This is a genomic window from Siphonobacter curvatus (genome assembly GCF_002943425.1).
Taxonomy (GTDB): domain Bacteria; phylum Bacteroidota; class Bacteroidia; order Cytophagales; family Spirosomataceae; genus Siphonobacter; species Siphonobacter curvatus.
The window spans coordinates 944,676-965,072 of the sequence record NZ_PTRA01000001.1 but is presented as its reverse complement, the minus strand read 5'-3'; the positions used below and the strand labels follow the sequence as shown (position 1 = coordinate 965,072).

General features: G+C 48.6%; 11 protein-coding genes. 5 read left to right on the top strand and 6 right to left on the bottom strand.

Annotation, left to right across the window (positions count from 1 at the left end):
- Positions 1 to 108 precede the first annotated feature (108 nt).
- The 5 genes from C5O19_RS03830 to C5O19_RS03810 all read left to right on the top strand — a co-directional run bounded on the left by C5O19_RS03830 (position 109) and on the right by C5O19_RS03810 (position 11,712).
- A complete protein-coding gene (locus tag C5O19_RS03830) occupies positions 109 to 1,254 on the top strand; it encodes a cysteine desulfurase family protein (protein ID WP_104709977.1) in 1,146 nt (381 codons plus the stop codon).
- A gap of 441 nt (positions 1,255 to 1,695) precedes the next feature.
- Positions 1,696 to 6,000: a T9SS type A sorting domain-containing protein gene (locus C5O19_RS03825; protein ID WP_104709976.1), complete on the top strand. Its 4,305-nt coding sequence runs from the start codon at positions 1,696 to 1,698 to the stop codon at positions 5,998 to 6,000.
- Complete coding sequence (locus C5O19_RS03820; RefSeq protein WP_104709975.1) at positions 5,997 to 10,262, top strand: T9SS type A sorting domain-containing protein; 4,266 nt, start codon at positions 5,997 to 5,999, stop codon at positions 10,260 to 10,262. Before C5O19_RS03825 ends, C5O19_RS03820 begins: the two co-directional genes overlap by 4 nt.
- Positions 10,263 to 10,378: 116 nt before the next feature.
- The gene (locus C5O19_RS03815) at positions 10,379 to 10,822 is read left to right on the top strand and encodes a hypothetical protein (RefSeq protein ID WP_104709974.1); all 444 of its coding nucleotides are present in this window, start codon (positions 10,379 to 10,381) and stop codon (positions 10,820 to 10,822) included.
- 86 nt (positions 10,823 to 10,908) lie between these two features.
- On the top strand, positions 10,909 to 11,712 hold the full coding sequence (locus C5O19_RS03810; protein WP_104709973.1) for a tryptophan-rich sensory protein: 804 nt from the start codon (positions 10,909 to 10,911) through the stop codon (positions 11,710 to 11,712).
- Positions 11,713 to 12,089: 377 nt separating this feature from the next.
- Here the strand turns inward: C5O19_RS03810 and C5O19_RS03805 are convergent, their stop codons facing one another.
- The 6 genes from C5O19_RS03805 to C5O19_RS03780 all read right to left on the bottom strand — a co-directional run bounded on the left by C5O19_RS03805 (position 12,090) and on the right by C5O19_RS03780 (position 20,369).
- Positions 12,090 to 13,100 (bottom strand): threonine aldolase family protein, encoded by a 1,011-nt coding sequence (locus tag C5O19_RS03805; protein ID WP_104709972.1) that lies wholly within the window; start codon positions 13,098 to 13,100, stop codon positions 12,090 to 12,092.
- 14 nt (positions 13,101 to 13,114) lie between these two features.
- Positions 13,115 to 13,945 (bottom strand): formyltetrahydrofolate deformylase, encoded by an 831-nt coding sequence (gene purU / locus C5O19_RS03800; protein ID WP_317046469.1) that lies wholly within the window; start codon positions 13,943 to 13,945, stop codon positions 13,115 to 13,117.
- 97 nt (positions 13,946 to 14,042) lie between these two features.
- Positions 14,043 to 14,771 (bottom strand): DUF4476 domain-containing protein, encoded by a 729-nt coding sequence (locus C5O19_RS03795; protein WP_165795929.1) that lies wholly within the window; start codon positions 14,769 to 14,771, stop codon positions 14,043 to 14,045.
- Positions 14,772 to 14,844: 73 nt separating this feature from the next.
- Positions 14,845 to 15,483 carry an MgtC/SapB family protein gene (locus C5O19_RS03790; RefSeq protein WP_104709970.1) on the bottom strand — a complete coding sequence of 213 codons (639 nt, stop codon included), beginning with the start codon at positions 15,481 to 15,483 and terminating at the stop codon, positions 14,845 to 14,847.
- Between the two features lie 149 nt (positions 15,484 to 15,632).
- A complete protein-coding gene (locus C5O19_RS03785) occupies positions 15,633 to 17,066 on the bottom strand; it encodes a SusD/RagB family nutrient-binding outer membrane lipoprotein (protein ID WP_104709969.1) in 1,434 nt (477 codons plus the stop codon).
- Between the two features lie 111 nt (positions 17,067 to 17,177).
- The gene (locus C5O19_RS03780) at positions 17,178 to 20,369 is read right to left on the bottom strand and encodes a SusC/RagA family TonB-linked outer membrane protein (protein WP_104709968.1); all 3,192 of its coding nucleotides are present in this window, start codon (positions 20,367 to 20,369) and stop codon (positions 17,178 to 17,180) included.
- Positions 20,370 to 20,397: the final 28 nt, after the last annotated feature.

Genomic DNA, 20,397 nt, shown 5'->3' with positions numbered 1-20,397 from the left:
TCTCGTTTGTCACGAACGTGATTTTCCGTCACGTCTGGTCACCCCTTGGATTCAACACGGGTCTGACCTTCTCATCCGATCATTCACCTTCATCAGCTTTTTCATCGCATGTCTATTTATTTCGATAACTCCGCTACTACGTCTTTATCTCCAGCCGTTCTGGAAACGATTTTACCCTATTTTACGCAACATTTCGGGAATCCGTCCTCCAATCACCGAGCGGGTCGAGAGGCGAAACGCGTGATTCAGTCCAGTCGTCGTCAAATTGCTGATTTACTAGCCCTTTCTCCCGAAGAAATCATCTTCACTTCCGGGGGTACCGAAGCCGATAATTTTGCCCTCAAGAGCAGCATTCAGCAGTATGGTATTCGTCACGTCCTGACCTCAAAAATTGAACATAAAGCCGTCTTGTTACCGCTACGTCAGTTAGAGCAGGCGGGTCAAATTCAGCTTGATTACGTCGCACTCGACGAGCAGGGACGGGTTTCTATTCCCGACCTGACCCGCTGGCTGGAAAAGCATCCTAAAGGGCTCGTCAGCCTCATGCACGCTAATAATGAGCTCGGTAACTTGCTAAATCTAGAAGAAGTGGGTGCCTTAACCCAGCACTACGGAGCCTACTTTCATACCGACACCGTTCAGAGCCTGGGTAAAGTCCACGTAGCCCTGGACGCCATTGATTTCGCTACTGCTTCGGCCCATAAATTTCGCGGTCCGAAAGGCGTTGGATTTTTGGTCGCCCGTCGGGGTCATCGCTTACCGGCCTTGCTCAGCGGCGGTGGACAGGAAGCAGGTCAACGCGGGGGCACCGAAAACGTACCGGGCATTGTGGGTCTGACCAAAGCATTGGAGCTGGCCATCACGCATCAGCAGCAGAACATCGCTCACCTGGATTCGCTGAAACGGCATTTTATTGGTGGTTTACGGAAACAGATTCCTGGTATTGCGTTTAATGGCCGATGTCAAAGCATCGACGAGACCTTACCCGGCCTGATTAATGTCGCGTTTCCTATTCTGGATGCCCCCTGCTCGCTGGTCGAAGCTTTGGATGCTCGCGGAATTGCCGTTTCTGGCGGCAGTGCCTGCTCCAACTTGGCGGGCGGCTCGCACGTACTTCAGGAAATCCCCTCCAGCTTTGGGAAAGAAAACGTACGGTTTTCCTTCGGACCGGATAATACCCGGCAGGAAATTGATGCTGCGTTGACCATTCTTACGGAATTGTACCAAACGGAGGAGGTTAGTCTGGTGGCCTAAAAAATTTTTTAACTTCTTTCAGTAGACAGAAATCTCCTGTCAGTTTTTACTTTCTCGAATTTTTTATAATCCCTTAAAAGGCGTATTTGATTAAAATCAAATACGCCTTTTAAGGGATTTATTGCAAAGCACCTCTTCTACCCTAAATCGTTTACAGGAGCTATGTTCTGTATGAACTAATGTAGTGTAGTCTTCCTTTTAAATAAAGAGTTTTTATACTGCTTTCATTAATTGCATATACTTACTTTACTAACAATTCTGATTCAATTAGAGTATTTAAAACCAAAGCTTAGTTTATTATTGCTACAGTTTCAGGCTATCGACGCGTGTAAGCTACACACCTTTTATATCTTTCTAAAAAATTCATTTATTCCCCTGTTTAAAGATTAGATTTGTGCTTTAGTTATCCCCATCGCCTATCCGTTGTCCTTTATTTGATTTATGAAATTTTTGTGGGTAGTATGGCTATGTCTGCTTGGTTATCAGACTGTAGCTCAGAATGAACGTATCATCATTGGTGATAAACCTAATTCTTACTTTTGCGTAGGATCCTTCGTTGAGTATCCGGTCTCTCTAGAAGGTAACTTTCCAGCTTCGGCTTCTTTTAGCATTGAGTTCGGTGACTCCTACTATCGAACCCCCTATCATCAGATTCCAGCGACGTACGCCAATGGTAAAATCCGTTTTCAGGTAAGCTTTCCGGCAGGACTTCATGAAAACCAGCTTTCTTCAGCTACGATTCTACGGGTAAAGAGCACGAACCCTTCGGTCGTAAGCGACTGGAGCAATGATTACTTTTACGCCTCTTTTTTACCCGTCGTTACCCTAACTTCCCGGTCGTATCAGGCGAACCCTAATAGTACTGTCCCGCTCGAATTTTCTTCATTCGGAAGCAGCACGATTACCGCTCTTTTGAGGGATGTATTAACGGCAGACAGCTTGCGGGTGACGGTAACGACCACCTCCGCCCTGAGTGATAAACGAAGTGAACCCATTCCCGTTGATAAAAACCGATCGTACGTGCTGCAATCCGTTTCTAACCGGTGCGGAACGGGCTCGGGAACGGGCAACGTTTCCATCAAGGTCAATCCTTTTTCCATCCGTACCACGTCCGTCAGTCCAGCTGAATCCTGCACGGGTAATCAGGCGGTTGTGAACTTTTCGACGGCTGGAGGAAACTTGTCCGCCAGTGGTACTTTTAAAATTCGGCTAACGCGACTGAATGACAACGGTCAGGAAGAACTTGATACGTACAAAGAGGTTTCGGCTACTTATTCCGGTAATGCACTGAGCTTCATCGTTCCTGAAAATATCGGGGAGTGGGAACGGACTTATTCCGTCCGAATTATTCAGGAAAGTCCTTACCTAATGAGTTCAAGCGATCAGGTACGTTTAAAAATATTCAACCCGGCCACCGCCCGTTTTTCGTCTGTAAATCACACCATTAACCTGGGCCAAAGACCTAACCTTTCTTTTGATTTGAAGGGTACGTATCCTCAGGTCGTCCATTTAAGCGATCAGTCCACGTATCGTAATAATGGTTATAGCCCAAAACATAACCTTTCGTTTCCTACGCAGACCACCCGTTACACTATTCAAAGCTATAGTACGGGGTGTGGAGCTGGACAGGTAGACAAAACTCCCGTTACGGTAACGGTTCAGGCGGGATTCAAAGTAGATTCTATACCCAATCAAATTTTTTGCGAAGGGCAAAATGTAACCCTGTCTTTAACGTCTAATGTACCCTTAACCGAAAAAGCGACTGTTCAGATTCGGGACTATTCCTATGGGTATCGAGGTACGCCTATTGAGGCCACTATTCGTTCCAATCAGCTTCGCTTTACTATTCCTACTTTAGGAAACAGTGGAACGGTACAAGCTCAGGATTTTATTCTTTCCATCACGGCCGGAGCCTACGTTTTTGAAACTTCTAAAATGAAAATTTCGACGAAGCCTTCTGCCTTTTTTAGTGAAGGGTATCGTCAATATAACATTAATGAAATACAGGATCTTGACTTACCCATTAAGCTGATGGGCGGCGGCCCTTACGAATTACAACTAAGCGACGGCAGGACATTACGAATTACTGAATTGTCCAGTTTAGACAGTTATTATTCGTATCCGAATTTAAGAATACGCCCCACCCAAGCCCAATCTACGTATCGGCTAACAAAGGTTAGTAATACGTGTCAGACGACGGATTTAACGAATACTTCGGGAAATACTTCCATCATTACACTGACCAAACCTGCTTCCCATGGCATTGCCTTAACGGTCCCTTATCAGGCTTACTGCGTAGGCGATTCCGTACTGATTTCTTTCCAGACTACGGGTACGTTTGGCTCCGATAATGAGTTCAGAATTCAACGGATTCTGAATGATAATCAGGTTACGGACCTCCGTACGCTCAAGGGTACGAGTGGCCGCTCCCTAAACATTCCGATTACTGAATTAAAAAATTTTTCGATTCGCATCCTTTCCACGAACCCCGTAACGCAAAGCGAAGCCGTATTCTTACCTATTCAAAAAAAGCCAACATTATCCTTAAGTACCTATGAACGAGCATTAACTGAATTATTGCCAGGAGATTCGATTCCCATGAACATATCAGAGTCGGTCACCTACGTTACCAGCCTAACCAAGCTGGTGCTGACCAATGGTAAGCAGGATTGGACGTATTACCCGGCAGCCGCCGATAATCGATCCGGGGGTTTTTATACAAATTTTTATCCGCCGGAGTCTGGTTCCTATCGTATCAAATCCGCAACGAACGTTTGTGGTACAACGTCCGGCTCAGGCGTACTGAACGTCGATCTGAAACCGTACCGCATTTTCTTTCCCACGGCTTATGCCAGTCAGAAACTCGTATTTTGCACCAAAGGCTCTTACCAACTTCCCTATGGCATAGCCGGTTCCATGCCTGGGAACGTTAAACTAATGCTGGAAGTCGCCGCCGCAAAAGACAGCGTGTTCCGGGAAATTACCAGTTCCATAGGTACTAATCTGGCGGCGTTCCAGATACCTGACACCTATACGTCAGGTTCGTACCTGATTCGATTGAGGGCGGGCGACATCCCTAGTACGGCCCTGCCTTTTGAGTTGGGAACGCTACCTACGGCAACGCTGTCGGCTGACGGACCTACGCAGGTTGACTACAGTTTACCCATGAAAATTACCTTTACGGGTCAGGGCCCTTGGAATGTAACGTGGAACGATGGCACCATTCGGGAATTTCAGCTTAACCCCAGTACGATTAGCGAACACATCAGCAAAACCAGCACTTTTGAACTGAAAGGGGTGACCAATGGCTGCGGCTACGGCAGTGTTTCGGGGAAAGTGACGGGTACCGTGAAGGCCAGACTAACCGTTAGTAGTTCGACAAATACCATTTGTAGCGGCAGTTCACTCCTGGTTCGGTACTATCTCGATGGAGAATTCAATACTTCCAATAAAATACGGGTGGGTCTGTACACGGCCCGAAAAGGATTCATCCCGCTGGATTCAGTGACGACTACGGTTTCGGGAACGATTACCGTGAAAATCCCGGCCCAATTAGAGGGTTCAGACTTCTATGAACTGCGGGTCATCACCACCTCACCTCAACTCAGTGAAAGCCGTCCGCTATACCTTTCTTTCCCACCTTCGTACCGATTGATTGGTTCTAATACCATTAATCCCGGCCAGTATTCAACGTTGCGATTGATCAATCAAAACGCAGCCTCGAACATTCAAACCACGATCAATTACGAACTATCCACGGGTCAGAAAGGCGTTTTTTACAACGATTCCAAAGAGCAAACCCTATCCGTTGCTCCTACGCAAACCACCACGTACACCATTACCAGTATTTCCAACGGTTGCGGGAAAGGTTCGGCTACGGGTTCGGCTACGGTCACGGTTAATCCACCGGCCGAACGCATGATCAATACGCAGTTTGTGAGTACGAAGTCAGGCTATGGCTACCTGTGTAAAGGGGATACAATTTTCGTCAGTTACGAAACCAAAGGCTCCTTTAGTGCTACGAATCTGATGAGCATTCAACTGTCAGACTCGCTAGGTCAGCAGTTTACTTCGCTACCCACCCTACCGAGCAATCGCGACCACGAGCTGGCGGGCATCCTACCCACGACCCTGAAGAAAGGCTCCGGCTACCGGATTCGGGTGGTGGCCTCCGATCCGTCCAGCATGAGTAGTGCCAGTGCCACCTTTTATACCACGGCGGAAAAAGCAAGCGTGAAATTCGGCGTTGCCCAACTACCTATGCAGGTGAATGGCAGCGTCTATAAACTACCGCTGGAGTTTACCGGTGATGCTCCCTTTAGCGTAAGCTGGGGCGTGGAGCCGTATTACGCTTCGTTTTTTACAAACAACCTGCGGGATAGTCTTCGCATCGAAGCCCTCTCGCCGAGTTTGACTTACAAAATCCGGCAGGTTACCAATGTTTGCGGCATTGGTACGGTCCTAGAGCCCAATACGCTGAAAGTGGAGCTCATTACGGCTACTGAACCAACGGCTTCGCACACGATTAAAGCCTTTCCCAATCCAACGACCGATCAGATTCGCGTGGAAGGCCTTCAGCCTGGAAGTACCATGCAGTTAATGACTCTCACCGGTCAGGTCATTCAGCAAACCGAGGCTAAGGCTACCCAGGAAGACCTTAGTCTGCGTGCGGTACCCCCAGGCATTTACCTCTTACACATTCAAAACGCCACCGTTGTCCTAACGTTCCGTATCCAGAAATTATGATGTATCGTTTATTGCTACTCTTTTGTATGGGCTTGATCTCTTTTCAATCCCAAGCTCAATCCGTTGTGATTGAAAAAGCTCCGACCACGCTTTGTTTTGAAACGGATGCTGATATTTCCATCAAGATCACGGGGACGTTCGCTCCTACCAATCAGTTCGCCATCGGAATTGAATACGATGGTTATCAGTATTCAGAATTTCCGGCCCAATTGGTTGCAGGGAATAAACTACGCATTCGCCTGGGCCAACATGCGTTTAACTACCTGAGGCCTTATGGCCGCTATCGGATGAAGGTCGTTGCTACGTCTCCAGCGTTTACTAGTAATTGGTCGGATTACAACGACGTAGGGGCCTACCCAAGTCTAAATTTAGGCGAACATTCATTTCAGTTAAACAAGTACTCCCAAGTCAAAGTCCCGTTTACGGCTAGTAGTGATATGACGGTAACCCTACAGGATAGTAGTAGTCGTGATACCTTACAATTTAAGTTTTACACCTACGGTAACTTGTTTGAAGGGACAGGGGAGCAAACGTTTACATTCGACAAGCCGGTTAGTTATTACGTAAAGAGCATTCAGAATAAATGTGGTACGAATACCGCCGCTGGGTTCATTCGCGTCAAAACGAATCCCATTAGCATTCAGGCTACTTTAGTTACGCCCTATGCCACCTGTGAAGGAAGTACGGCTTACGTAAATTTCAGTACGGAAGGAGGCAACTGGAGCAAGGACAACACATTTAAAATCCGGCTCATTCCTCAATTAAATCAGGGTCAGGAAACGCCTAACCAGTACGTGGACACGGATGCTAAACTCGAAAATGGTTCTTTGAAATTTACGGTTCCGTCAGTACTAAGTCGATACAATACCAACCGCTTTTCGGTACGAATTGTGAGTAGCAACCCAAAGGCCGTTAGCCCGTATAACAATCTATGGATGGTCATTGCTTCTCCTCCAACGGCCGAACTTTTTACCAATGATCCAACCCGTCTACCTTATGGTTCTCCTGTTTCTATCAATGTCAAGGTAAAAGGCATTTCACCCTATCACGCCATCCTTTCCGACGGTACGCAGACCAGCGGGGAAGGAGGATACAACGACCCAACCGAAGGCTCATTTTCTGTAAAGTATACGGACCCGCTTCTGCAGAACCAGACCTATACGCTATCGTCCGTACAAACGGGTTGCGGACCGGCAAAAATTACAGGAAATCCCATCAATATCACCCTTACTAAAGGCCTGCTGGTGGATTCACTTCCTACGAAAGATGCGTGTGATGGACAGGTATTTCGTTTCCGTATCAAGTCAAATCAAAACCTGAACGGCCCGGTTAAAGTACGTTTCAATGCAGACCTTTCAACGGGTACTGCCCCCCATGAGATTCAGGGAACGATTGCTCAAAACTGGGTCAGCTTTGTGGCAAGTCCGTATGTAAACTCCTCCAATGAAGAAGTAAGAACCGTAACCGTATCCCTGGATTTTGGAGATTATCAGACGAAAAATCTCTTCTACATTGATCTACACGGCAAACCGACCGCCCACTTTCGGGAAAATTATAATAGTATCACCTTGGACATCCCTCAATCGTATAGCCTTAGCTTTACAACAACGGGCAGTCATAGAAATATCGTAACCTTTTCAGATGGTTCTCAATCTACGTATGACAATCCCTGGTATAAATCATTTTATATACAACGATCAGAAACGTATTCGATCGTAAAGGTTTCCAATCTTTGCTACAGTACGGATTTAAAAGACGATTGTGTCGTAACGGTAAGAAATCCCAATAACCAGGGAATTCTTCTTAAAAAACCCGCTTCTGTGGCCTGCCGTGATCAGAAATTAGCAATTAATTTCGATACATATGGGGAGTTTCAGCCGGGGAATACGTTTAAAATCCAGTATTCTGACTCGAACTGGAATTACAAAGATTTCGAATTAGGCGTAGTCAATCAAAAGGGCTCCTACTCGCTTACGCTTCCGGAAGAAACCCGGCAACAGGGAAGTATCTCTGTTCGTATTATTTCTACGGCTCCGGAAAAAGTTAGTGATATCTTTTATATCTACTTAGCAGGAGAGGCCCGACTAACCTACCAAAGTTATCCCCGGGAAATTAAAGCTGGATCGACGGTTTCCTACACTGCTGACTTAGAAAATAATTATCCGCCTCTGGCCATGGTAATTTCGGACGGCACCAGGGAGTGGACCCTAAGTACCCCAAGTGAACGTAGCATTCAGGCAAATTTTAGTCCCACCCAGACTACTTACTATAAAATTCGCTCCATCAGTAATGTCTGTGGTACGGTTAACCTTCCTAATACTTCCTTCAAGCTTACGGTTATTACGAATGACTCCCTGCGAGTAAGCTGGCCCGCAAGTGCCCGTTTGCAGAATCCCTGCTTGCAGGGAAAAATTAAACTTCCCTTTGTCGTTAAAGGAAAACCGAATTCAAATACGACCTATACACTTCAGGTAAGTGCCCGAAATGATTATAGTGCCCCTCTAACGTTTGTTGATCTGGTTCAAACGAAACAAACCGATTTTTTTGAATTTGAATGGCCAGCCAGTAATCCTGTCAAATCCTTCGCGTTCCGGATTATGACTTCCAATCCGGCGACCTATTCAGATACCCTTTGGGTCGGTTCTAACATTCCCCCGCAAGTAGTACTCACCTCGTCTAATCAGATGGTTGAAGGAGGGCAAAGTGTCTATTTATATACAGAATTCAAAAACGGATCTTATGGTACCATCTACTGGTCAGACGGGATCGCCAGCTCGGATTCCCGTTCGGTAACGGTTCAGAAAAAAGCAACCTATACCATTGTGTCCGTGTCGAACCAGTGTGGTTACGGAACGGCTACGGGTGAAGTTACCGTTCGGGTGAAGCCCGTCTTGAATCTAACCACTGTTAGCCATAACGAACTATGCCGGGGAGCTACCCTAACGGCGGGTTATTCATTCTCGGGCGATTACGATGATTCTAATTATTTCGTCCTTTCGCTGATCAATACCAAAACCCGGAAAGCCATTCGCATGGATTCCACCCGGACGGGTACCGGACCTTTTTCACTGAAGATTCCCGCCAATTTTACCCCGGGGCTGTATACGCTGGAGCTAGCTTCTACTAGTCCGGTCATTCGTACTTCGCAATCGTTAAGAATTCTCTCGCTCCCGGAGTACCGGCTTCTGGGCAGCACCATCATCAATCCGGGCCAATCGACTACCCTACAATTTGTCACCCCGCATCAAACCGGCGAATTTGTTTCGTATACCTTATCCGATAATTCTACTGGTACTTTCTACGCCGACGGGTATGCGTTTATCAACGTAAAGCCTACCCAAACGACCACGTATACTGTTCGGGAGCTAGTCAACACGTGTGGCAAAACCGCAGGAACCGGTTCTGCAACCGTTACGGTTAATCCACCCAGCGAACGGACCGTTTCAGTAATTGATGCAGTCAATGCTAACTACTACTCCCGGATTTGTGCAGGAGATACGCTTTACGTTTCCTACGCGACTACGGGTACTTTTTCGGCTAACAATCGATTTTCCATCCAAATCTCCGATTCAACGGGTACGAATTTCAAAACAATCAATACCCTTCCCTGGGGTCAACAACGACTCAAAGCACTCGTTCCCGAAACCTTGCCCAGAGCTTCCGGCTACCGGGTAATGGTCGTAGCCACCGATCCGAATACGTCCAGTGCGGCTTCGGGCGTTCCGATGACCGTTTCGATCAAACCTACGGCCCGGCTACTCACGCAAACGGCGTATGCGTTACCCGGACAGAAGCTTTCCGTTCCCATTGAATTAACGGGCGATCCTAACTGGCAAGTGGAGTTGAAAAATGAATTTTCATCGTTGTATTTTTCGCTGACGCTCCCCATTGATACGCTGACGTTCGATCGTCAGGAGAACATCTCGGTCTATAAACTCGCCAGCGTAGTCAATGCCTGTGGTGTAGGGCGGGTCATTGAACCTTCGCAGCTACGCGTCGAACTGGTTACGTCTGTTGAGTTGCCAATTGTATCGGCTATTGAAGTCTTCCCGAATCCGGCTACTGAAAAAATACGAATCAATGTAGGGCGGCCTGGTACCCATCAGGTACGGCTTTATTCCCTTACCGGAACGCTTCTTTCGGAATCGATTTTCAGTGACACGTATGTTGATCTGGATGTAAGCGATTTACCCGTAGGAACGTACCTGCTTCGTTTTCTGGAAAAGGGGAATACGCAAACGTTCCGGATAATCAAGAATTAGCAGGAACGCCTCTTCTATCAAATAGAAGAGGCGTTCTTAATTTTGTTCCTACTGGAAATGTATTCCTATCCATTTATCCCATTAGCTATCCACGTAGCATTCACCCTTATCAACCCATGGAAAACGCTCGTAGACAGCACCGAATACGAGTAATCAAAGTACTGACGATCGTTTTAGGCAGTGCTTTTCTGTTTCTGTTTTTAGTAATGGGATGGCTGGCCGATCTGTTCAATAAGCATACCTGGGAGTATACCTTTGGAGGCGATCATTTTCCGGACGCAATTACGATTCAAAATGGCTTTAATCCGAATGTAACCATCGTTAGTCTTACCGGGGAGCTAAAGCAACCGGTGAAATTGTACTGTAATGTTAATTATGGAAGGGACGATTCTACTTCGATCGGTGGTTTAATTAATGGCGTACTATTACCCCAGGGAACTGTTAATTATACCTCCGGCAGAATAGATTATTACGGTCGGGAATTGACTGTCATCTGCGTTCCGGTTGATTCCAATGCTCGCTATGGACGGCGTTTAAAACTTAAAGTGGAAATCTACTGAACCCCGACATACAGGTGCCTCGCTTCACCAATCTGGCACTGAGTTTTTGCGACCTTCTGCTGTGTGTAACCCCTTATCACCAGCGTATGAAAACTAGTTCATTGCAACGGATTGGCACTGCCATTGCCGTCGTCGGCAGCATCGTCGGTACGTATTTCTACACCCGCTCCCGTACGCAACGCCGCAGCACCTTCAGCAAACAGCGAAAGGAAATTGACGAAAACCTGTTAACGCCTTCCAACGAAACGTTTGGCATTATGTGGCCGACCATTTATACCGGCACCACCGCTCTGGCCATTCACCAGGCTCTACCCGACCAGCTCGACAATCCCCGCTATCAGAAAGCCGTCCCCTGGTTGCTGAGTAGTTATGCCTTGAACAACGTATTTACTTATTTCTTTTCCCGGGATGATAAAGCCAGTCGGCGAGCCTCAGCTCTAACGACCATTGCTTTACTACCCAATGCTCTGATGCTGCATAAAGCTCTGAAAATTGGTCAAACGGAAGTACCGCAACCGGAACGCACCTTTCAGAAATCAATCAGTCTGTACGCAGGCTGGCTGACGGCGGCTTCAGTGATTAGTGCCGGAAATCTGCTCTTGCAGTCGGGCATCAAAATTCCGGAATCGTTGAAAGGTAAAGTGACCTGCGGAGCGTTGTCTGCGACCGCCACGCTGGGTATCGGTATGGCGAAGAAGCTGAATGATCCCTACTATCTGCTTCCCTTCATTGCTGCTTTCGTAGGCATCGCCAGCAAGCAGTACGGCGAACGCGACGACGTAGCCCTGTGTGCGGGAACGCTGGCTTTGACGGTAGTCGGAGCTTTCGTAACGCAGCTTCAGGAAGTGAAACCATCGGGGGAATTAGCTGAAACAAGTACTGCCGAGTAGAGCCTTGTATCCGTATACGCCCCCGTTTTGTGTAAACCGGGGGCGTGTCGTTTAAAAAGCTTCTATTCCTCCAAAAATGAATGCAGGTTTTCCAGCACTTTACGGGATAATCGCTGACGGGCTTGGGTGGCTATGCCTGACGTACGGATTCAATCCCTCTGGAAGAATGCTTTCAGGGCCGTTCCCGCCCCGTCGGCGTCGAAAATTCTGTCAATCCACACCGATCAATCAGTGTCATTTATCGAATAGCCTCATTCGTGCAAACGGTTTTAGTATAGGACTAGAAACCTTCAGCTCACCAAAACTAAAACATCCCGAAGGTGAAAACCCCCGGGATGCACTATCTAGTAACTAAAAGCCAGAAACAAACCACTAACTTAGACCAGCCGTTTCTCCAGCTCCGTCAGATGATCGTCGTTGAAATCCAGGTGCGTCACCATCCGTACTTTGTCTTTGCCAAATGGAGCACAACGGATTCCTTTTTCATTCAGTTTCTGAACGTAGTCGGTGGCCAGTAAGCCTTCCGCCAATTGGAAAATCACGATGTTGGTATACACTGGTAAGACGTCAATCACTTCCGGAACTCGGCGTACGATGCCTTCGATGGTCTTGGCCCGCTGATGATCTTCTTTCAAGCGATCCACGTGGTGATCCAGGGCATAAATCCCGGCGGCGGCCAAATACCCCGCCTGCCGCCAGCCCCCGCCGAAGCGTTTGCGTACGCGGCGGGCTTTTTTGATGAAATCTTTCGTACCCAACAGTAACGAACCTACGGGTGCTCCCAGCCCTTTCGACAGGCAAATCGAAATCGAATCAAATACTTGACCGTACTGATCCGGACGTTCGCCGGTTTCTACGAGGGCATTGAACAAGCGGGCTCCATCCAGGTGCAAACTTAATCCGTGGGCTTCGCAAACGCCTTTAATCTGCTGAATTTCGGCTAAATCATAGTAGCATCCTCCCCCTTTGTTCACCGTATTTTCCAGCGATACCAGCCGCGAAATCGGGGCGTGGATGTCATCGGCTTTGATGCTGTCGCGTACTTGTTCCGCGTTGATGCGACCGTAATCGCCCGTCAGTAAAGTGGCCGATACCAGCGAATTGCTCATCATACCGCCGCCCTCGTAGAGGTAGATGTGCGATAACGCATCGCAGATCACTTCGTCGCCCGGCGTGGTGTGTACTTTAATGGCAATCTGGTTGGTCATCGTACCCGAGGGACAGTACAGGGCCGATTCATAGCCAAACAATGCCGCCGATTTGGCTTCGAGAGCGTTGACGGTCGGGTCGTCCTGAAAGACATCGTCGCCTACTTCGGCCGCAAACATAGCCTCCAGCATGGCTTTCGTCGGGCGGGTTACCGTATCAGAACGTAAGTCAATGATCATGGTTTTCAAGGGAATTACTCAAATACAACGGTCTTATTATTTTTCACAAATACCCGGTCTTCCAGCACCAGCTTCAGGGCTTTGGCCAGGGCAATCTTTTCGACATCGCGACCCGCCGCCGCCAGCTCCTGCCAGGTTTTGGTGTGGTTTACCGGAATAACTTCCTGCGTAATGATGGGACCTTCGTCAAGGTGTTCGTTCACAAAGTGGGCCGTTGCACCAATGATTTTCACCCCGCGTTCGAAGGCCTGCCGGTACGGATTAGCTCCCACGAAAGCGGGTAAAAAGGAGTGATGAATATTGATGATCCGGTTTGAATACCGTTGCTGAAACTCCGCCGAAAGAATCCGCATGTACTTAGCCAGTACCAGATAATCGGCGTCGTATGATTCGACTGCCGCCAATATCGCCGCTTCGTGGGCTTCCCGCTCCATCCCCTCATGCGAAACCAGATGGAAGGGCAGATTGAATTTCTCTACCAGCGGTCGCAGTACGTCGTGATTGGCGACGACGGCCAGAATGTTAAGATTCAGATCGCGGTACGCATTTCGGATCAGCAGATCGCTCAGACAGTGATGTTCTTTAGTGGCCAGTACAACGACGTTTTTTGGCCGCTGGGTCGTCAGCGAAATCGTGACGGCATCGGGCAAAATTCCGTGTAAGGCATTTAGTATTTTTTCCTCCTGACACTCTCCCGAGAATTCCGTACGCATGTAAAAATGCCCATGAGTACGGTCCACAAATTCATCATTACGAATCAAATTCAGCTCGTGGTGATACAGTACACCGGAAACTTTATGAACGAGTCCTTTCTCGTCAGGACAATCAATACGAAGAATATACAAGGACAGTAATTGTTAGGGGGTGAATAACGTTTTACAAAAAACGTCATTCTAGGCGGGCCTTCCAAGTTAGCGGCGGCTTAGTTGCGGGGAATCACTGTTAGCGGTGACTGTCGCAGTACGCCCGCAATTCATTCTTTTCGGAGAGAAAGGAAAACTGCTCGTAAATGAGGTCAAAATTGTATCGGTCGGCTACAGACTCCCAGCCCAGCTTGGCAATCTCCATTTTCTCTTTGGTAAACGCAAATTTCTGCATGATCTCCACCAACTGAGTCGTTTTGAAGCGTTGTCTGGGCAAGGTCTGCCGAATGAAATCCATTCTTTTGAGCAATGACGTACGCTCCAGAGCCTTGAGGTATTCATCCATCTCTCCCGCACTCATGACGTCATGGTTCGAACCGTACGAATCACGGGGCGGGATATTTGACTCTTCCCCTGGGAAAGGCTGTGCATCATCCCGTTGATCGTCCCACGAAGGAATCGCTTGATCTCTTCCCGGTAATTCGTCGAACAGATTACCCCTTACCGGTTGCGTACCGCGAATGCGGAAGCCATACTGGGGGTGTAACATCGCCATCGTACGCGTTTCGGGTGACAGGATCACCCATTGCCGAGTCAACAGCATCCGGCCCCGGTAGACCAGCACCTGAGCCCGTCCCGGATTCAAATCAAAAAATCGGAAACGCCCCGTGGCATTCGTCATGGACTGGTCGTTAACAACCACCGTCAGGGAGGTTCCTACGGCTGTTTCAAGGAAAAATTCTACGTCAGCCAGGGCTTTGAGCGATGGACTTAAAAGTAGTGTAAGAAGGAGTACAAGAGGTTTCATGGCTGTAACGTTTTCAAGCATTCAAACGAACGAAAACTTGCGTATTTGCCCAAATCCCAGACGTTAAAATAGCCTAAAAATCAAGTTCTTTCAGTTCCGGATTTTTCATCAGTTCCTGGACTAGTTGTTCGTGGTTTTTGAGCGATCCGTGTACGGTCCAGTGACTAAGCAAGCTGTTTTGATGGATGGTCTGCTTCTTTCGGCTGGCCCTGAGATTAAATTGACTGAACAGCACCGGCAATTTCGCGTAAGCCCGGGAAGAATCTTCGTACACGAGTCGGTAATGCCGCGTATGAAAATGGACGGAGATCCAGCGTTCTACGTACTGAAACATAAAGAGTACGGCCAGTAGCAGAAAAGCTCCCACGAAGGCGAGTACTGCATCGCCCTGCCCGATTGCCATACCCAGTGAAGACGTGGCCCAGATGGCGGCTGCCGTAGTTAAGCCCGCTACGCGATCCTGTTCTTTAAAGATGACCCCCGCTCCCAAAAAGCCAATCCCGGTTACGATGTTGGACGCCACGCGATCCATGGAATTAGGATGACCCAAACGATGCGATAAAATGGTAAAAATCGTTGATCCCAGGCAAATGAGCGTAAACGTACGTACTCCGGCGGGCTTGCCCTGATACTCTCGTTCCAGCCCAATAATCACGCCGATCACGAGTGAAAGAATCATCTGAATAATGGGATGATCAGCCAACGATTCCATGACTTTAACTACGGTTGATTGAACATATGCACTAATTACGAAAAACCCCGTTCCTACGGATAGTGTAAGAACGGGGCTTAAAAATAGATTATTTGGGTCAGTTCACACGGTAAATGAACACGAACCGATTTATTAAAAATCTCTTCCTTTTAATTTACATCAAACCACAACTTCGTCGTCAGTAAATCAGCTCCCTGATTGGCGACGGCTGCTTTGTAGTTGGCGTTGTTGAGAGCCTGTTCACCCGTGGGATACGTCAGACGTACGGGCATCCGGCCGTTCAGTACTCCGGCATATGCGGGCTTCAACTGCGGATAATCCAGTCGCCGCCATTCGGCAAAGGATTCCTGACTTTCGCCGAATAAGGCCAGCCATTTCTGTTCCCCAATCGATTTTTTGTAGTTGGCTGCGTCATAGGCTACCGAAGGCTGAGCCAGGTAGTTGCTAATCTCGTCGGCAGTTACCCGATACTGTTGCAGGGAAGCGGTGACGGCCTGTTTGTAGAGCGTAGCGGCGTCATCCGACGTCAAGCCCCGCTGAGCCGCTTCGGCCAGGTTGAACAGTACTTCGGCGTAGTTCACGAATACCGCCGGAGCCGAAGCCGCCGTGAAGTAATCGCCCAGTTTCGATGTTTTCGTAAAGCCCAGACGAGCCGCTGAATCCGCCGGTAAGCCGTTGGTAACCCCAATGTATCCCTGCGGGGTATAATCCGCCGTTTTGTTGACGTAAACGCTCAGTCGGGGATCATTCAATTGGACGAGCTTATCTACGATGGTTTTGCTCACGCGGTAATCATCACGAGTTTCGCGATCCCGGTTGACGGGGTTCTGGTTGGGTGACGTGAGGTAGGTAAACTGAGCCGTTTCATCATTGCTGGCGATCAGATCCGTTTTGCTTAAGCTGGAAATAACTGTTTTCGCCGTAGCTGCATCGCGATCCGCAATCCGCAGGGCAATCCGCAACCGAAGCGACTGAGCGAATTTCCGCCAGAGTTTCATGTTGCCTTTGTAGACTACATCACCCGAAATCGGGCTGACTCCCGTATCATCAATCAGCGTGACTGCTTTCTGTAAATCATTCAGCAAACCCGTATATACGTCTTTTTGAGCGTCGTACTTCGGCGTTAAGTACTGGTCGATATTCAAAGCCTGCGAGTAAGGAATGTCTCCGTACAAATCCGTCAGTACCTGAAAAGACCAGGAACGCATGATCAGTCCTACAGCCTGATAATTCGGATTTTTAGCCTGTTCGCCGAGCCGAATTACTTCTGCGTAATCGTTCAGCCCCTGCGTATAGGTGTTCGTCCAGACATTCTGTACGTTGGTCGGACTCGTCGTGTATTTATCGACGTCGGTATACTGAATTTTCGCCCAGTACTGCACAAATAGTACGGTCGTTTCCATCGACGCATCCGAACCCATCACCAGATCGGCACTGGATTTCAGAGCATTCGTCAATACATAATCGGGTTGACCCTGCGTAGCCTCGTTGGGGTTCTTGTTAATGTCTTCCAGCTCACTCTGGCAAGCCGAAAGCCCCAAAGCCAGCGTCAGCGGAAGCAATAATTGGGAAATACGTTTCATGGGAGTATGAGTTGAGATCAGCGTTTTGGGTCTAGGGTTTTGCGTTAATTCTGTTGCTATAATGCATAAGATCTGTCCACTCAAAACCCTAAACTCCAAACGCTAAACTGATTAGAAGCTGATGTTTAAATTCACGCCGTAACTCCGGGTGGTGGGTAGTTGCAGGGATTCAAGACCCTGCCCGTTACCCGTATTGAAGGCCGTTTCGGGATCGATGTTCGGAGCCTTTTTCTGGAGGAATGCCAGGTTCCGGCCAATGAGCGAAATGTTTACCCCCTGTAACGACAACCGCTTCACCAGATTTTGGGGCAGTGCATAGCTCAGACGAACTTCCCGCAGTTTGATGAAAGAAGCATCGAATACGCTGGCCTCGTTCACCCCGGCACTGTTACTGTAAATGTTTTTGTAGTACCGTTCGGCGGGGACGATGGTCTTATTTGCCTGACCATCCGCCGTTACGCCGTTGAAAATGATTCCGTCGGAATAAATCCGCTCGCCATTGGGAGCTTTCGCGTCAGGTCCAGCAACCTGTACGGGCGTGGATGACGTGTTATTTCCGGCGTAGTAGTACGACAGTCCGCCGTGTTCTGCATCGCGGCCCGGTAGCGTCGATTCCAGTACACCCGTGTAGCGTCCAGTAGCGTTGGTCGCCGAATAGATCTGTCCACCCTGCTTGGTATCGATCAGAACGCTCAGGTTCCAGCCCTTATAGCTGAAGGCGTTGGTAATCCCACCAATCCATTTCGGCGTATAATAGCCCAGCGTTTGCAGGTTGGCATTTTTCAGCGGGAAGCCGTTCGCTCCTACCACTACATTACCACTGGCATCGCGTTGAAAAGCCGATCCGTACAAGGCTCCGTACCGTTGACCTACCCCCGCCAGTACCTGCGTGGTACCATTGCTGCCGAGAATATACTGATTCAGTAAACCCTGATCGTCCAGTGAAACGACTTTGCTGATGTTCCGCGAGAAGTTCACGATGACGTTCCATTTGAAACCACCCGAGGTCTGTACGGGCGTACCACTCAACTGAGCCTCAAAACCGTGGTTATTGATGTGCCCGGCGTTGAGGAGCTTTTGCTTGTAGCCCGTCGTCGGACTCACGTCGGCCCGCAGAATCTGGTTATAACTGTCGGAGTTGTAATAGCTGAAATCCGCCCGAACGCGACTCTTGAACAAAGCCAGTTCTAAACCAATTTCACTCGACTGCGTAATTTCCGGCTTCAGGTTTCGATTCAATAATACGTCCGAAACCGTCAGCAAAGGATTACTACCAAAGGGCTGGTTGAACGGATACGTGTTCGTCAACTGGTACGGGTCCGTATCGTTTCCTACTTCAGCCCAGCCCCCCCGAATCTTGGCAAACGAGAGCCAGTTGGTACGAATGTTGAAAGCATCCGTCAGGACCACACTGGCATTCACCGAAGGATAGAAGTACGAATTACTACCGGGAGGCAGGGTCGATGACCAGTCGTTACGAGCCGTCAGGTTCAGGAATGCATAATTCCGGAAACCCAGCTGAGCCGATGCGTAGGCACTGTACACCCGCCGACGTTTGAATACGTTGTTCGATACCAGCGGATCGCGGGAGTTGTTGAGCGTGTACAATCCGGCTACGGCCAGACGCGGAGCCTGCTGGTAGTTTTGCTCGAAGAAGTTACTGCGAATGTTTCCTCCGACGAGTCCTTCCAGATCAAAATCATCGCTGAGCTTGCGGTTGAAATTCAGAGCAAAATCCGTGTTGTTTTCGTTGACTACGTAGGCATCTTCCGCGTACGAACCGAAAGGCGTACCATTCGTTCCGTAGGAAATTTTCGACTTGCGTCGGTCGGTATAAAAGTCGTTACCGGTCCGGACCATCGCCGACAGCCAGTCGTTGATTTTATAATTAAGATTCACGTTACCAATGAAACGATCCCGCCGCTGGGCGTTCGTATTTTCGTACAGCAATAAATAGGGGTTGCTGTAGTAACTGTGGTTCCAGTTGAAATCATTCTCACCATTGGCCCGGTAATCCCGCAGTAAACCCGTATCGACCTGACGGCCAAACCACAGGAATTGCAGCATCACACTCGACCCCCGGCCACCCAGAGCCGAGAGGTTATCCGACTCCGAACGAATGAAGTTGGCACTCGTATTAATCGTCAGTCGGTCGTTGAGGTGGTACGTACCGTTTACCGAAAAGTTGTTTTTCGTAATATCCGTATTGGGCACTACGCCCGTCTGACGCGTATTGTTGAACGAGAAACGGTAATCGAATTTTGCATCCGAACCCGCAATCGACACACCAATGTTGTTGGTATGACCCGTTTTGAAGAAGTTCTTCACGTTGTCGGGGTGCGGTACAAAAGGCACGGCTTCACCTTTAGAAAAGAATTGCGGTAACAGCCGACCATCCATTTTCGGGCCCCAGCTTTCGTCGGTACCGTCGTTCAGCCCACCGCCTTTTCCGTCTTTATACGAGAACAGTCCCCCTGTCCCTTGTCCATATACGTTTTGGTAATCAGGCAGTACCAGCAGGTTTTCAAAGGTATGAGCCGCATTGAGCGTTACCCCTAAACCCTTGTTCCCTTTGCCCCCTTTTGTTTTGATCAGGATTACTCCATTCGCTGCCCGCGATCCGTACAGAGCCGCCGCATTGGGGCCTTTCAGTACGCTAATGGTTTCGATGTTATCGGGGTTGATGTCGGCAATGGCGTTGGGATAATCCCGGTTGGTACCCGTACTTCCAAACTGCGAGTTATCAACGGGAATTCCATCGACGACAAACAGCGGCTGGTTATTTCCCGCAATAGAGGTCTCCCCGCGAATGACGATCCGGGAAGAACCCATATTCCCCTGGCTATTCGTGATGTTTACCCCGGCAATTTTACCCGATAAGGCATTGACCAGGTTCGTTTCGCGAGCCTGTGAGATTTCCGTACTTTTCAATTCCTGCACCGAATAGCCCAGCGACTTTTTCTCTTTGGCAATACCCAAAGCCGTTACTACGACTTCCTGTAATGCAGATTCTTCATTATTCAGATTAACATTCAATACGCCAGTTTCGGGCACCGCCAGTTCTTCGGCTTTATAACCAATGAATGAAAAACGAAGCGTTTCACCGGGCTGAGCCGTGACAGTATAGGTACCTTCCGCATTCGTTACGGTTCCTCGGGTGGTGCCTTTGATCTGCACCGTAACGCCCGCCAGCGGTTGCTGATCGGCCGTGGAACGAACCACACCCGTCACCTGCTGAGCCAGAGCGGCCTGCACCTGTACCCATAGAAGTACCGGCAACAGAACTTTTAAAAGTAGTTGCATAAAGTAGATGTAATTAAAATAAAGGAGT